This window comes from Pseudomonas sp. GV105 (genome assembly GCF_003058185.1).
GTDB classification, from domain to species: domain Bacteria; phylum Pseudomonadota; class Gammaproteobacteria; order Pseudomonadales; family Pseudomonadaceae; genus Aquipseudomonas; species Aquipseudomonas veronii.
In genome coordinates, this window is the sequence record NZ_QBUF01000002.1 from 298226 (window position 1) to 312024 (window position 13799).

The window sequence follows — 13799 nt, forward strand, 5'->3', positions numbered from 1 at the left end:
ATCTTTAATGCGCCAGGTAATTCTGTCCGGGGGGTCAGACCAATCCGCTTTGCAGCGCCAGGTCCCAGGGCGGCACTGGGCTGAAGCGCGATTTCAGGTATTCGAGCAACAAGCGGCTACGTGCGTTCGGCTGTTGTTCCAGGCGCAGCGCATAGATGCCGGTGGTTTCCGGGCTGGGCAGGCCGTTTTCGCAAAACAGGGGCAAGAGTTCGCCGCGGACCAGGTATTCACTCGCCAGCCAGGTGGGCAGGTGCGCGATACCCAGGCCGGCCAGGGCGCCGGAGAGCAGGGCTTCGGCGTTGTTGGCGCTCATGCGGATGCGTTGCGGGCGATAGGTGGCGCGACGCCCGTCCAGTTCGAAGCGCCAGGCGAAGATCGGCGCCAGGCCATCCCAGTCCAGGCCGTCGTGTTCGCTGAGGTCTCGCGGATGGGTCGGCGTGCCACGGTTTTTCAGGTAGGCCGGGCTGGCACAGGCAATTCGCACGATGCTGGCCAGCGGCGTGGCGATCAGCCGGGTGTCGACGATATGCCCGGCACGCAGCACCAGATCGACCTTACCCAGGTGCGCGCCCTGCATGTCCACGAAGCTGTCGATCAAATGCAGGTGTACATCCAGCCCCGGGTAGACGTTCAGGAAGTCGGCGATCACCGGCGCCAGATGCCGTCGACCGAACGCCGCCGGTGCGTCCACGCGAATCAAGCCTTCCGGCGCATGGCTCAAGGACACCGCTTCCGCCCGTGCCAATTGCAACTCGGTGACGATGCGCCGCGCGCGTTCGGCGAACGCCAGGCCGGCCGGTGTTGGCAGCACCGCGTGGGTGCTGCGCTGGAACAAGCGGCTGCCCACCGAGCTTTCCAGGCTGTCGATACGCCGGGCCACGGCGGAGGGCGTCAGCGGATGGCGACGCGCGGCGGCGGAAAAACTGCCGGTTTCCAGCACATCGAGAAACAGGCTGAGTTGGTCGGTGAGGATATGCGGGTTCATCGGTCGACGCTTATGCGGGATTGGCACAGCCATTGTGCGTTGCTGTGCGTATCCGCGCCAGAGCGGACTGCGTAGCATGCAAGGCTTGGGATTGTGGAGTAATGCGTGGTGTTGGATTTAGCGATGTACTTGGTTATGGGCGCGGCATTGGGCACGGTGGGCGGCCTGTTCGGCATTGGCGGCGGGTTGATTGCCATCCCGGTGCTCGGCGTGCTGTTTGGCCTCGATCAGCAGATCGCCCAAGGCACCGCGCTGGTGATGGTGGTGCCCAACGTGATGCTCGCGCTGTGGCGTTATCACCAGCGTAATCGCATTGAACTGCGCCACGCGCTGCCGTTGGGGGTAATGGGCTTCAGCTTTGCCTGGCTCGGCTCGATCTGGGCCGTGGGCCTGGACGCCGGCGCGATGCGTATCGGCTTTATCGCATTTCTGCTGGCGCTGTCGGCCTACAACCTGCTGCGCATGTTCACCCGCAATGCGCCGCCGACGGCGCAGATGCGCCATGCCTGGCCGTGGCTCGGGGTGTTGGGCGCGGTCTCCGGCTCTATGGGCGGTTTGTTCGGTGTCGGTGGTGCGGTGGTCGCCACGCCGGTGCTGACCAGTGTGTTCGGCACCACCCAGGTGGTGGCCCAAGGCTTGTCCCTGGCCTTGGCACTGCCCAGCACCGGGGTGACTCTTGTCACTTACGCCTGGCACCACGAAGTGGACTGGATGATCGGCATCCCCCTGGCGGTCGGTGGCCTGCTCAGCATCAGTTGGGGTGTAAAAGTCGCCCACGCTCTGCCGGAGCGCCTGTTGCGCGGTTTGTTCTGCGGTTTCCTGGTGGTGTGCGCCGTGATGCTGATGTTTAAGGTTTGAAGCCGTCGATGATGTACTCCGCCAGGCATTCGGTGATAGGTGACGTCATCAGCGGGTTGCGTAACAAGCGCAGATTCATCGACGGCAAGGGCGGGAAACCCTCGTCACTGCCGAGCACGCGCAGGTCATCCGTCACCAGGCTTTCCATGCTGACCATCACTGCCAGGCCGGCGCTGACTACGGCCTGGATCGCCGCCCCGTTGGTGCTGTTGTAGGCCAGGCGATAATTGCGCCCGACGGTATCCAGTGAGGTACGCGCCCACTGGGTGTAAAGGCAATCGGCGCCGGACATCGCCAGTGGCAGGGCGTCGTGCTCGTCCACGCAGAAACACGGCGCCGCGGCCCACACCACGCGCTCGGTGCGCAATAGCTCGCCGATATCATTGCCGGGTTCGCGGCTGATCACCGTCAACGCCAGATCCCGCCGTTGCATCAGCACGGTGGATGCCTCGCAGTGCATCTCGATCTGGATCAGCGGGTAGGCCTTGGAAAACTGTTTGAGAATCCCCGGCAGGAAGCGCATCACATAGTCGTCCGGGGTGCCGATGCGTACCAGCCCGACCATATGCGGTTCTCGCAGGGTGTTGAACACCTCGCTGTGCAGTTTCAGGATGCGCCGCGCATACCCCAGCAGCACCTGGCCCTCCGGCGTCAGTCGCACTTGGCGGCCGTCGCGCTCGAACAGTTTGCGCTGCAGCACGTCTTCTTCCAGGCGCTTCATCTGCATGCTGACCGCCGATTGGGTGCGGTTGACCTGCTCACCGGCGCGGGTAAACCCACCCTGGTCGGCGATGGCGACGAAGGTGCGCAGCACGTCGGTGTCGATGCTTGGGTAGGCGGCCAATTGATCAATTCCTGAGATGTATTTCATAAGAAACATTCGTTGGATTGATCATAGCTGCCGGCACACACTCGCGTCATCCCCAAGGGAGGGCGAGAAGATGAAAGGTCAAACAGGTTGTGCAGGATGGACGAAGCGGCCGCTTTCCGGGCTGTTCCAAGCGATTGCGCGGTGGCAGGTATTGCGGTACGAGCGTCGGTTAGTGGCCACGCTGAGCGATGCGGCGCTCAAGGATATCGGGCTGAGCCGCGCTGATGTGGAGCACGAAGCCCATCGGCATTTCTGGGAAGACCCACTGCGAAAATGACCGAGGATGCAGTAGGGTGGTCGGCACGTTCATACGGAGATGCTCATGCCCGCCGACCTGTCGTTTTCCCTCAAGCAAGCGCGCCGCATGGCACTGGCCGCCCAGGGCTTTTCCGGGCGCCAGGCGCCTGCGTTGATCAAGGCCACACACCTCAACCGCTTGATCGACCGCCTGGGCGTGCTGCAGATCGATTCGGTCAATGCCGTGGTGCGCTCCCATTACCTGCCGTTGTTTTCCCGCCTGGGGCAGTACGCCCCGTCACTGCTTGAGCAGGCGGCCTGGAGCCAGGGCCGACAGCGTTCGTTGTTCGAGTATTGGGGGCATGAGGCCTCGTTGTTGCCAATGGCGCTGTACCCCTTGATGCGCTGGCGCATGGAGCGGGCAAGACAAGGGCAGGGGATCTACGCGCAGATGGCGCGTTTTGGTCGCGAGCAGCAGGCCATCATCCAGCGCGTGTTGAACACTGTCGAACAACAGGGCGCCCTGGGTGCAGGCAGTCTGTCGACCCGCGCCGAGCGCGCCGGCCCGTGGTGGGACTGGAGCGATGAAAAGCACGCGCTGGAATGGCTGTTCGCCGCTGGCCTGGTCACGGTTGCCGGTCGGCGCGGGTTCGAGCGGCTCTACGATTTGCCCGAGCGCGTCATTCCCGGCGACCGGCTGCACCAGGCCCCGTTGAGCGAGGCCGAGGCTCAGCGCGGTTTGCTGCTGCACAGTGCGACTGCGCTGGGTGTGGGCAGCGAAAAAGACCTGCGCGATTACTTCCGCCTGGACCCCGCCGACACTCGCAGCCGTTTGGCCGAACTGGTCGAGGACGGCCAATTGCTGATGTGCCGCGTGCAGGGCTGGAAGCAGCCGGCCTACTGCCTGCCGGAGCCGAAAGTGCCGCGCAAGGTGCCGGCCAGCGCACTGTTGTCGCCGTTCGATTCGCTGATCTGGGAGCGCAGCCGCACCGAGCGGCTGTTCGATTTCCGTTATCGGCTGGAGATTTACACGCCGCAGGACAAGCGGGTGTACGGCTACTACGTGCTGCCGTTTCTGCACAACGAGCGGATCGCCGCGCGCGTCGACCTGCGTGCCGAACGCGCCCACGGCCGCCTGGCCGTGCATGCGGTGCATGAAGAAACGCCGGGGCTGGACGAGGAGGGGATGTGCGCGCTGGCGCTGAACTTGCGGCAAATGGCCGAGTGGCTGGGGCTCGAACAGGTGCAGCTCAATTGCCCACGGCCGAGTGCCGACCGATTAAGGGCGGCGATGCTCACATCACGGTAGGCCCGAGCTTGCTCGCGAGAAACGTTAACGATGACGCGGGAAACCGACACCCCGCGGCATTCTCAGGTTTTTCGCGAACAAGCTCGCGCCTACCGAATGGGGTCACCGTTTTACTTGCTTCAACGTCTCTGCGATCAGGAACGCCAGCTCCAGCGACTGATCGGCATTCATCCGCGGGTCGCAGTGGGTGTGGTAGCGGTCCGACAAGCCATCTTCGGTGATCGGCCGCGCGCCGCCGATGCATTCGGTGACGTTCTGCCCGGTCATCTCGATATGAATCCCGCCGGCATAGGTGCCTTCGGCCTCGTGTACCTGGAAGAATTCCTTCACCTCGCCGAGGATCTGCGCAAAGTCGCGGGTCTTGTAGCCGCTGCTGGCCTTGATCGTGTTGCCGTGCATCGGGTCGGAGCTCCACAGCACCTGTTTGCCCTCACGCTGCACGGCGCGAAGCAGCGCCGGCAGGTGGTCGCCGACCTTGTTGGCGCCCATGCGCGCGATCAGGTTCAAGCGGCCGGGGTCGTTGTCCGGGTTGAGGATGTCGATCAGGCGGATCAGGTCGTCAGGGTTCATGCTCGGGCCGACCTTGACCCCGATCGGGTTGTGTACCCCGCGCAGGAACTCGACGTGGGCGCCGTCCAACTGACGGGTGCGATCGCCGATCCACAGCATGTGGGCTGAGCAGTCGTAGTAGTCGTTGGTCAGGCTGTCGCGGCGCACGAAGGCTTGTTCGTAGTTGAGCAGCAGCGCTTCGTGGGCGGTGAAGAAGCTGGTTTCGCGCAGTTGCGGCGAGCTGTCCATGCCGCAGGCGCGCATGAAGGCCAGGGTTTCGTCGATACGGTTCGCCAACTGGCTGTACTTCTCGGCCAGTGCGGAGTTGGCGATGAAGTCCAGGTTCCACTTGTGTACCTGGTGCAGGTCGGCAAACCCGCCCTGGGCGAACGCGCGCAGCAGGTTAAGGGTGGCGGTGGACTGGTGGTAGGACTGCAGCAGGCGGTCGGGGTCCGGCACACGGCTTTTTTCGTCGAAGCCGATGCCGTTGACGATATCGCCACGGTAGGCCGGCAAGGTGACGCCATCGATGGTTTCATCGTTGGACGAGCGCGGCTTGGCGAACTGGCCGGCCATGCGCCCGACTTTCACCACCGGGCAGCCGGCGGCGAAGGTCATCACGATAGCCATCTGCAGCAGCACCTTGAAGGTGTCGCGGATTTTTGCGGCGGAGAACTCGGCAAAACTCTCGGCGCAGTCGCCGCCTTGCAGCAGGAAGGCGCGACCCTGGGTCACCTCGGCAAACTGGCGGCGCAACTCGCGGGCCTCCCCGGCAAATACCAGCGGCGGGTAGCTGGCCAGGCTCTGCTCCACCTGTAACAGGTGTGCAGCGTCCGGGTACTGGGGTTGTTGCTGGATCGGCAGGGCGCGCCAGCTGTCGGGGCTCCAGGGTTGGCTCATCGTGGACTCGATAGGGTGATTGACGGTCGGGCGCCAATGTTATCAGCAATTAGTGCGTGACCTGTTGCCGCCGGTTGGCCGACAATCGCGCCTTTGCCCTGGGGTGAACCCGTTAGGAGTTGTAGATGAGCGAGGAGCGTGTCGAGCGCCTGCTGGCCGAGGTCCATGATGACTTCGGCATGATCCGCGTGCTCGAAGTGGCCGATTACCGTTTTCTCGAGTTTGGCGACGCCATCGAGCAAAGCTGCGTGTTCACCGCCGACCCGAGCTGGCTGGAGTACGACTACACCCGTGCGATGCTGATCGGTGCGTTGTGCCACGAGCAGCCGGAAAGCGCGTTGTTCCTCGGCCTGGGCGCCGGCACGCTGACCCAGGCGTGCCTCAAGTTCCTGCCGCTGGAGGATGTCGAAGCCATCGAGCTGCGCCCCGAGGTGCCGCGCCTGGCCATTGAGTTCCTGGGGCTGGACGACGATCCGCGCCTGTACATCCGCATTGGCGACGCCCTGGAACTGCTCGAAACCGCCGAAACGGCCGACTTGATCTTCGTCGACCTGTACACCGATGTCGGCCCCGGCGTCGGGCACCTGGCCTGGACCTTCCTGGAAAACTGCCAGAAGAAACTCAACCCGGGCGGTTGGCTGGTGATCAACCAGTGGGCCACCGACGACGGCAAGCCGTTGGGTGCGGCCCTGCTGCGCGGGTTGTATCACCGGCATTATTGGGAGCTGCCGGTGAAGGAGGGCAATGTGATCCTGCTGGTGCCTTCGGAGCTGGATCAGGCGCTGGACGCTGCGGCGCTCTCGGCCCGCGCCGAAGCGCTGGCACCGCGATTGGGCTATTCGTTGCAGCCATTGATCAAGGCGATTCGGCCGGCAACCTAGTTGTCTGAACGGGCGTCATCGCGGGCAAGCCCACTCCCACATTTGACCGAGCACATCCTGAAGGAATGCGGTCGATGTGGGCGCGGGCTTGTTCGCGATGACTGCGGCACGGCCAGCTCAAATTCCCCTGAATTCCCCCGGGCGCTTCTCGAGCATGGCGCGCACGCCTTCCTTGGCGTCTTCACTGTTGAACAATTGCGCGACCAGCGGCGGTAACGCGGCGGCCGCGACAGCTTCGCCCTCCAAGCGCGCCAGGCGGGCCGACATCAACGTGGCTTGCACGCCGAGGGGCGCCTGGCGCGCGATGCGGCTGGCCAGTTCGATGGCGCGCGGCAGCAGGTCTTCGCTGGCCATCACTTCCTGCACCAACCCCAGGCGCAGGGCTTCGTGGGCATCGAACTCATCGCCGGTGAGCAGCCAGCGCATGGCGTTGCCCCAGCCTGCTATTTGATGAAAGCGCAACGTCGCACCACCAAATGGAAAGATCCCACGTTGTACTTCCATCTGCGCGAAGCGAGTGTTGCTCGCGCAGAGATTGATATCCGCCGCCAGCATCAACTCGATGCCAAGGGTCAGGCAGTAGCCCTGAGCGGCGACGATCACCGGTTTGCCGACCCGAGGGCCGGCGAACACGCCCCAGGGATCGCAGCCCCCCTGTGGCGGTTGCCAGCCTCCGGCCATCACTGCGCTGACGTTGGCCAGGTCCAGCCCGGCGGTGAAGTGGTCGCCGTGGGCGAACACCACGGCCACCCGCGCATCGTCGTTTCGATCAAATTCGCCATAGGCCAGGCTCAGTGCGTTGAGCAGATCCAGGTCAAAGGCATTGCGCTTGGCGACCCGATCCAGGCCCAACAACAGGACATGACCCAGGAGTTCACGGCTGACGAGGCTGCTGCTGGCTTGATTCATCGGGTGTGCCCTCGGGTGCAGTAAGGGGTTTCGGACCAAAGGGGCCGAGTGTGCGGGTGAACCGTTTAAGCGTTTCAGCCAACAGGGCCGGGCACTTGAAAAATAGACCCTGGAGCCCATCTGCGCAAAGGCGGTGACGCAGTGCGGTTTATCGGTGCTTTGCGATAAAAAAAGCTCCCTTTTTCAGCTATTTCCGGTATAGTGCGCGCCGGCCTTTAACCGGGCCGCGTTTAGGTAGCGCAATTCCCCGAAGTCAGCTTCGGCTGCACGTCCGCACAGCGGACTCTTCCTTGACGAATCTTTTTCATTCATTCGTTTTCGCAAATCCCCGCCGACAAAGCAGCCAGGGCGACTCTTGAGTCTCAACACGGCATGCGCAGCTTTGGAGCATGGGTCTTTGCGGATGCACTTAGAGGCAGACCCATGACCCAGGAAACCGGCGGCTTCGCCGCTTTTAATCTTAACCCGAACATTCTTGCTGCCGTCATTGCGACTGGCTACGAAGAACCTTCGGCGATTCAGCAGCAATCGATCCCGATCATCATGGCCGGCCACGACATGATTGGCCAGGCGCAAACCGGTACCGGTAAAACCGCCGCGTTCGCCCTGCCTATCCTGCACTGCATCGATCCTGCCAAGCGCGAACCGCAAGCCCTGATCCTGGCGCCAACTCGTGAGTTGGCGCTGCAAGTAGCAACCGCTTTTGAAACCTACGCCAAGCAAATGCCAGGCGTAACCGTTGTGGCCGTCTACGGCGGCGCGCCGATGGGCCCGCAACTCAAGGCTATCCGTAATGGCGCACAGATCGTTGTCGCCACTCCGGGTCGTCTGTGCGACCACCTGCGTCGTGACGAGAAAGTCCTGTCGACCGTGAACCACCTGGTTCTGGACGAAGCTGACGAAATGTTGAAGCTGGGCTTCATGGATGACCTGGAAGTCATCTTCAAGGCACTGCCACCGACCCGTCAGACCGTGCTGTTCTCGGCCACCCTGCCGCAGTCGATCCGTGCCATTGCCGAACGCCACCTGCGCGATCCGCAACACGTGAAGATCCAGACCAAGACTCAGACCGTTACCGCGATCGAACAGGCTCACCTGTTGGTTCACGCTGACCAGAAGACCTCGGCTGTATTGAGCCTGCTGGAAGTCGAAGACTTCGACGCGCTGATCATGTTCGTGCGTACCAAGCAAGCGACCCTGGACCTGGCCAGTGCCCTCGAAGCCAAAGGCTACAAAGCCGCTGCGCTGAACGGTGACATCGCCCAGAACCAACGTGAGCGCGTGATCGACTCCCTCAAGGATGGCCGTCTGGACATCGTTGTAGCGACCGACGTAGCTGCTCGTGGCCTCGACGTTCCACGTATCACCCACGTGTTCAACGTTGACATGCCTTACGATCCAGAGTCCTACGTTCACCGTATCGGCCGTACCGGCCGTGCGGGTCGCGAAGGTCGCGCACTGCTGCTGGTGACGCCGCGTGAGCGCCGCATGCTGCAAGTGATCGAGCGTGTGACCGGTCAGAAGGTTGCCGAAGTCCGCCTGCCGGATGCCCAGGCCGTTCTCGATGCACGCATCAAGAAACTGACCAACAGCCTGTCGCCACTGGTGGCTGACGCTGAATCGACCCACGGCGACCTGCTGGACCGCCTGACCGCCGATATCGGTTGCACCCCGCGTGCCCTGGCTGCAGCCCTGCTGCGCAAAGCCACCAACGCTCAGGCCTTGACCCTGGCAGCCATCGAGAAAGAACGCCCACTGGTACCGAACAACGCGCCACGCGGTGATCGTCCAGAGCGTTCCGGCGACCGTCCTGAGCGTGGTGATCGTGAGCGTCGCGCTCCGGTGCCATTGGCTGAAGGTCGTGCTCGCTGCCGTACCGCGCTGGGCGCGCGTGATGGTATCGCGGCCAAGAACCTGCTGGGCGCTATCCTCAACGAGGGTGGCCTGGCACGTGAAGCCATCGGTCGCATCCAGGTCCGTGACAGCTTCTCCCTGGTGGAGCTGCCGGAAGACGGTCTGGAAAAACTGCTGACCAAGCTGAAAGACACACGCGTTGCCGGTAAGCAGCTCAAGCTGCGTCGCTACCGCGAAGATTGATCCGCCCCTGGGCTGATTGATCGCACCTAAAAAAATCCCCGACTGGTTCGGGGATTTTTTTTGCCCGGCAATTGGCGCGGATCGTCGTGGGGTGGTCGGCCATAACGGTCAGCTGCTGATCTTATTGGGTTTAGGAAAAGTCTGAGTTTCTGAGCGGCCTTTCTGGCAACCGGCTTTGCGTAAAGTTTTTACTATCAAGTGACGGGGGGCGGATAAACCTGAGTTGCATCGCTCAAGGGTAAAAAACGCTCTCAATCTGCTCTCGTCAGTTGTTCAAGTTGGAAAGGTTCGCTTGTGACCGTGTCGAGGGATAGGCGCCGGGCTTGACGGCTATTGATTGATTTTTCCAGAAAGGAGCTGTGGCTGTTATGCGTATTAATAATTCACAGTTGTTTCCACAAACAATGCCTGAGCCTGCGACTTATCCTCCCAGCCAACCGCCTGTTAATCAGGCGCGAGAGCCAGCACGCGAGCACGGTTTGCCATGGACCGAGCGCGTACTCGCTTCGGATGCCGCGGCCGCTCGTTCAAGAAGAAATACGCGATCCATGCCTGTAGCGTCTGCGACCACGACGTCAACGCTTAATAAAGTCAGCGATCCGAAACTGGAAATCAAGAAGGTAGCCACATCGCCTAATGGGTTGTATGGCCTGAGTTACTCGCTGTCCGCGCCTGGCGCTGGGTTGAGTAACATTACGTTTCCAATGAGTATCGACGAAGGCCTTCAACGAAAAGGAAGCAAGGACGCAGGGATTTATTATGCGATGCAGTTTGGCGTCAATGATGCGCAAGGTCGGCCTCTTGGCCGTGGCTATATTGGGATGCAGCCGCGCGGGGATGGCAAGGCGCTGATTGTGTTTTCTGGAAACGGTGAGCATTTCAAGGCGCCACAAGGCCGCCCCGAGTTTGATGGGGGAAAAGGCGCCAGTAACAGCACCTTGGTAGATTTTAAATTTGGGAATAAATATAACCTCACGGTAGAACGAGATCCTGAGGATGCCCATAAGTTGAGGGGGTTTATTCAGGACGTTACCGATTCCGACATGCCGGGCCCCAAGCAGCATGTCAAAGATATTTATGTCGATCAGAAGTTTGCCTTGGCTGGCAGAGACAGAGGCTTCGTCGAACATTACGGCGCGAAAATAGACCGAAGTTCGCAGATCGCACCTACTCGCGGTAGTTTCTCCGCCCCCTTTACTACAGACGATAAGGGCAATGTCAGGGTGGGTGAAATCAAGAGTGATGGGCTCTATGGCCGGTACAAGAACTCGATGGTGGGACTGCAGCGGGTGATCAGCGAAGCGGGTAAAGGTAAGGAAATACAATTCTCTTTTCAGGGCGCAGGTTATGCGAAGAAAGCCTGAAGGCGCTGTTGATAGAGCCTGAGTAAGCGTTTCAACGCTACGCCTGTTGGAGTTGCGCCCCTTGAAAAGGTTGGCGATGCAAAAACCCGGAAGGCCCACGCAGGTGAGGATTTCCGGGTTTTCTTCTTGGGCCGCGCTCGCTTTGTGGGCGGCCCTCAATCTGGGTTTGCCCGCGCATCGGGATGTGCGTCAGCCGAAGCGGTAGATGTCCATGCCCAGCGCGCCCATGGTGAAGCCTTGGTGCGCCACGCTGAAGTCGCCGCCGGCACCCCGCGCAAAGTAGAGCGGCAGTAAATGTTCATCACTGGGATGGCTGCGCACGGCGTTGGGCGCCTGGCGGCGATAATCGTGCAGCGCGGCTTCGTCGTTGGCGGCAAGCTTGTCCACCATCCAGTCACGAAACGCCCGCGCCCACGGCTCGATGCTTTCGGACCCGGCGTGCCAATCCAGTTCGCCGAGGTTGTGGGTGATGCTGCCGGAGCCGATCAGCAACACGCCTTGTTCGCGCAGGCTGGCGAGGGCGTGTCCGACCCGGGTCTGCAGGGCAGGGCCCATACGGCTGGGCAAGGACACCTGCACCACCGGGATATCCGCGGCCGGGTACATCAGCGACAGCGGCACCCAGGCGCCGTGGTCGAAGGGACGGCGCTCATCGATGCGCGCATTCAAGCCGTCGGCGTGCAGCAACTCGACAATCTCGCGCGCCAATTGCGGGTCGCCCGGCGCCGGGTATTGCACGGCAAACAACTCGGCCGGAAAGCCGCCGAAGTCATGCCAGGTTTCCGGTGCGGCGTTGCCGCTGACCAGCAATTCCTGGCTTTCCCAGTGCGCCGACACCACCACAATCGCCTTCGGCCGTGGTAGTTCAGCCGCCAGGCGCTGCAGGGCCGGGCCGCTGGCACCGGGTTGCAGGGCGAGCATGGGCGAACCATGGGAGATAAACAGAGTGGGGAGCATAAGAAGGGCCCTCAGGGTTAACATGCCCCATCTTCAATCAGATCAATGATCTAAATCTAATATAAGTTTTAGCGCCTTTTGATCGAATTTTTAGGGTGATGTATGGATTCTCAGTTTTGGCGGGAGCGCTGGGCACGTAATCAGATCGGTTTTCACTTGCCCGAGGTCAACCCCTATCTGCAACGGCACTGGCCGCAGTTGGTGGTCGCGCAGGGGGCAAAGGTGCTGGTGCCCTTGTGTGGCAAAAGCCTGGATCTGGTGTGGCTGGCCGGTCAAGGCTGTCGCGTGCTCGGGGTAGAGCTGTCGGAGCAGGCGGTTGAGGCATTCTTCAGTGAGCAGGGGCTGACACCGCATATCAGCCAACGTGGCGTGTTCAAGGTGTACCAGGCGGATGTGATCGAGGTGTGGTGCGGTGATTTCTTCGCGCTGGACGCGCAGGCGCTGCTCGATTGCACGGCGCTTTATGATCGCGCGGCGTTGATCGCCTTGCCGCCGCTGATGCGGGCGCGCTACACCGAGCACCTCAATACGCTTCTGGGGCCGGGTTGCAAGGGGTTGCTGATTACCCTCGACTACGACCAGACGCAAAAGGCCGGCCCACCGTTTGCGGTGACCGATGATGAGGTGAAGGCGCTGCTGGGGGCGCACTGGGCCCTCGAAGTGCTTGAGGAGCAGGACGTTTTGGGTGAGAGCTGGAAGTTCGTTCAGGACGGCGTAACCCGGCTGGAAGAGCGAGTCTATCGACTCACGAAGCGCTGAGTCCTGGGCGGGTAAGGCGCCCACAAAAAAGGGGCGATCAGATCGCCCCTTTCCGTGTCGCCGCCAAGCGGTCAGCCGCGACGACGCAGTGCGTCAATCCGCTCTTCCAGCGGCGGGTGGCTCATGAACATGCGCGCCAGGCCCTGCTTGATGCCGCCGTTGATGCCAAAGGCGGTCAGGCTGTCCGGCATATGCACCGGCAGGCCCTGTTCGGAGCGCAGGTGCTGCAAGGCTGCAATCATCGCCCCGGTGCCAGCCAGGCGGGCACCGGCTTCGTCCGCGCGAAATTCCCGTTTGCGCGAGAACCACATCACGATCGCGCTGGCCAGGAAGCCCAGCACCAGTTCAGCGAAGATGGTTGCCACGTAGTAGGCAATGCCGCGGCCTTCTTCGTTCTTGAAGATCACCTTGTCGACGAAGTTGCCGATGATTCGCGCGAAGAACATCACGAAGGTGTTCACCACGCCCTGGACCAGCGCCAGGGTGACCATGTCACCGTTCGCCACGTGGCCGATCTCGTGGGCCAGCACCGCCTTGACTTCATCATAGGAGAAGCGCTCCAGCATGCCCTGGCTCACCGCAACGAGCGCGTCGTTCTTGTTCCAGCCGGTGGCAAAGGCGTTGGCTTCATAGGCCGGGAAGATCCCGACCTCCGGCATCTTGATACCGGCCTCGCGGGACAACTGTTCGACGGTCTGCAGCAACCATTGCTCATGCCGGGTGCGTGGCTGAGTGATGACCTGGGTGCTGGTGCTCATCTTCGCCATCCACTTGGAGATGAACAGCGAGAACAGCGAGCCGGCAAAACCAAAGACCGCACAGAAGATCAGCAGCTGATTGAGGTTCAGATCAACCCCGTTGGCCGCCATGAACCCGTTGAAGCCGAAAAGGCTCAGGGTGATGCTGGCAATCAGCACGACCGCCAGGTTGGTGGCCAAGAACAGCAGGATGCGCATCATGGTTGTAGAGTTCTCCTCATGCTAAATATGTCGCGTACTGCGGGGTATATAAGGTGCGACATGGGGTGATTCAACCGAGCGACTATTTCAAACTGTGTCCTACAGCCTGAATGTAGAGTCTTGAAGGGAATTTCCCACCTGTATTGCCCCGCTTGATCAGCCTC

Annotated in this window: 13 protein-coding genes; 7 read left to right on the plus strand and 6 right to left on the minus strand. The window is 61.7% G+C overall.

What is annotated here, in order from left to right; all coding sequences use genetic code 11:
- Positions 1–34: 34 nt before the first annotated feature.
- Positions 35–985, minus strand: a complete 951-nt coding sequence (locus C8K66_RS05085; RefSeq protein ID WP_046384239.1) for a LysR family transcriptional regulator — start codon at positions 983–985, stop codon at positions 35–37.
- Between the two features lie 108 nt (positions 986–1093).
- Between C8K66_RS05085 and C8K66_RS05090 the strand changes: the two genes are divergently transcribed.
- The gene (locus tag C8K66_RS05090) at positions 1094–1843 is read left to right on the plus strand and encodes a sulfite exporter TauE/SafE family protein (RefSeq protein ID WP_108524459.1); all 750 of its coding nucleotides are present in this window, start codon (positions 1094–1096) and stop codon (positions 1841–1843) included.
- Here C8K66_RS05090 and C8K66_RS05095 read toward each other — a convergent pair.
- Positions 1833–2714 carry a LysR family transcriptional regulator gene (locus C8K66_RS05095; RefSeq protein WP_032805034.1) on the minus strand — a complete coding sequence of 294 codons (882 nt, stop codon included), beginning with the start codon at positions 2712–2714 and terminating at the stop codon, positions 1833–1835. The two genes, C8K66_RS05090 and C8K66_RS05095, sit on opposite strands and share 11 nt — an antisense overlap.
- Positions 2715–2784: 70 nt before the next feature.
- Between C8K66_RS05095 and C8K66_RS05100 the strand changes: the two genes are divergently transcribed.
- Together C8K66_RS05100 and C8K66_RS05105 are read left to right on the plus strand one after the other, a co-directional pair.
- Positions 2785–2991: a DUF1127 domain-containing protein gene (locus tag C8K66_RS05100; RefSeq protein ID WP_164887030.1), complete on the plus strand. Its 207-nt coding sequence runs from the start codon at positions 2785–2787 to the stop codon at positions 2989–2991.
- A 45-nt stretch (positions 2992–3036) separates the two neighbouring features.
- Positions 3037–4260 carry a winged helix-turn-helix domain-containing protein gene (locus C8K66_RS05105; protein ID WP_108524400.1) on the plus strand — a complete coding sequence of 408 codons (1224 nt, stop codon included), beginning with the start codon at positions 3037–3039 and terminating at the stop codon, positions 4258–4260.
- 102 nt (positions 4261–4362) lie between these two features.
- On the opposite strand, the gene C8K66_RS05110 is transcribed toward C8K66_RS05105, so the two are convergent.
- On the minus strand, positions 4363–5709 hold the full coding sequence (locus tag C8K66_RS05110) for a class II 3-deoxy-7-phosphoheptulonate synthase (RefSeq protein WP_017849509.1): 1347 nt from the start codon (positions 5707–5709) through the stop codon (positions 4363–4365).
- 125 nt (positions 5710–5834) lie between these two features.
- On the opposite strand from C8K66_RS05110, the gene C8K66_RS05115 reads away from it, so the two are divergent.
- On the plus strand, positions 5835–6590 hold the full coding sequence (locus C8K66_RS05115; RefSeq protein ID WP_017849508.1) for a spermidine synthase: 756 nt from the start codon (positions 5835–5837) through the stop codon (positions 6588–6590).
- Positions 6591–6707: 117 nt separating this feature from the next.
- On the opposite strand, the gene C8K66_RS05120 is transcribed toward C8K66_RS05115, so the two are convergent.
- Positions 6708–7499 carry a crotonase/enoyl-CoA hydratase family protein gene (locus tag C8K66_RS05120; protein ID WP_108524401.1) on the minus strand — a complete coding sequence of 264 codons (792 nt, stop codon included), beginning with the start codon at positions 7497–7499 and terminating at the stop codon, positions 6708–6710.
- A 423-nt stretch (positions 7500–7922) separates the two neighbouring features.
- Between C8K66_RS05120 and C8K66_RS05125 the strand changes: the two genes are divergently transcribed.
- Both C8K66_RS05125 and C8K66_RS31180 read left to right on the plus strand, forming a co-directional pair.
- Positions 7923–9596: a DEAD/DEAH box helicase gene (locus C8K66_RS05125; protein WP_017849506.1), complete on the plus strand. Its 1674-nt coding sequence runs from the start codon at positions 7923–7925 to the stop codon at positions 9594–9596.
- A gap of 368 nt (positions 9597–9964) precedes the next feature.
- Positions 9965–10960, plus strand: a complete 996-nt coding sequence (locus C8K66_RS31180; RefSeq protein ID WP_256590904.1) for a hypothetical protein — start codon at positions 9965–9967, stop codon at positions 10958–10960.
- 189 nt (positions 10961–11149) lie between these two features.
- Here the strand turns inward: C8K66_RS31180 and C8K66_RS05135 are convergent, their stop codons facing one another.
- Entirely contained in the window at positions 11150–11917 is a 768-nt protein-coding gene (locus tag C8K66_RS05135) for a class III extradiol ring-cleavage dioxygenase (protein WP_026140336.1), read from the minus strand.
- A gap of 102 nt (positions 11918–12019) precedes the next feature.
- Between C8K66_RS05135 and C8K66_RS05140 the strand changes: the two genes are divergently transcribed.
- On the plus strand, positions 12020–12676 hold the full coding sequence (locus C8K66_RS05140; protein WP_108524402.1) for a thiopurine S-methyltransferase: 657 nt from the start codon (positions 12020–12022) through the stop codon (positions 12674–12676).
- 71 nt (positions 12677–12747) lie between these two features.
- Here C8K66_RS05140 and htpX read toward each other — a convergent pair whose 3' ends face one another.
- A complete protein-coding gene (htpX, locus tag C8K66_RS05145) occupies positions 12748–13635 on the minus strand; it encodes a protease HtpX (protein ID WP_017849408.1) in 888 nt (295 codons plus the stop codon).
- Between the last annotated feature and the right edge of the window lie 164 nt (positions 13636–13799).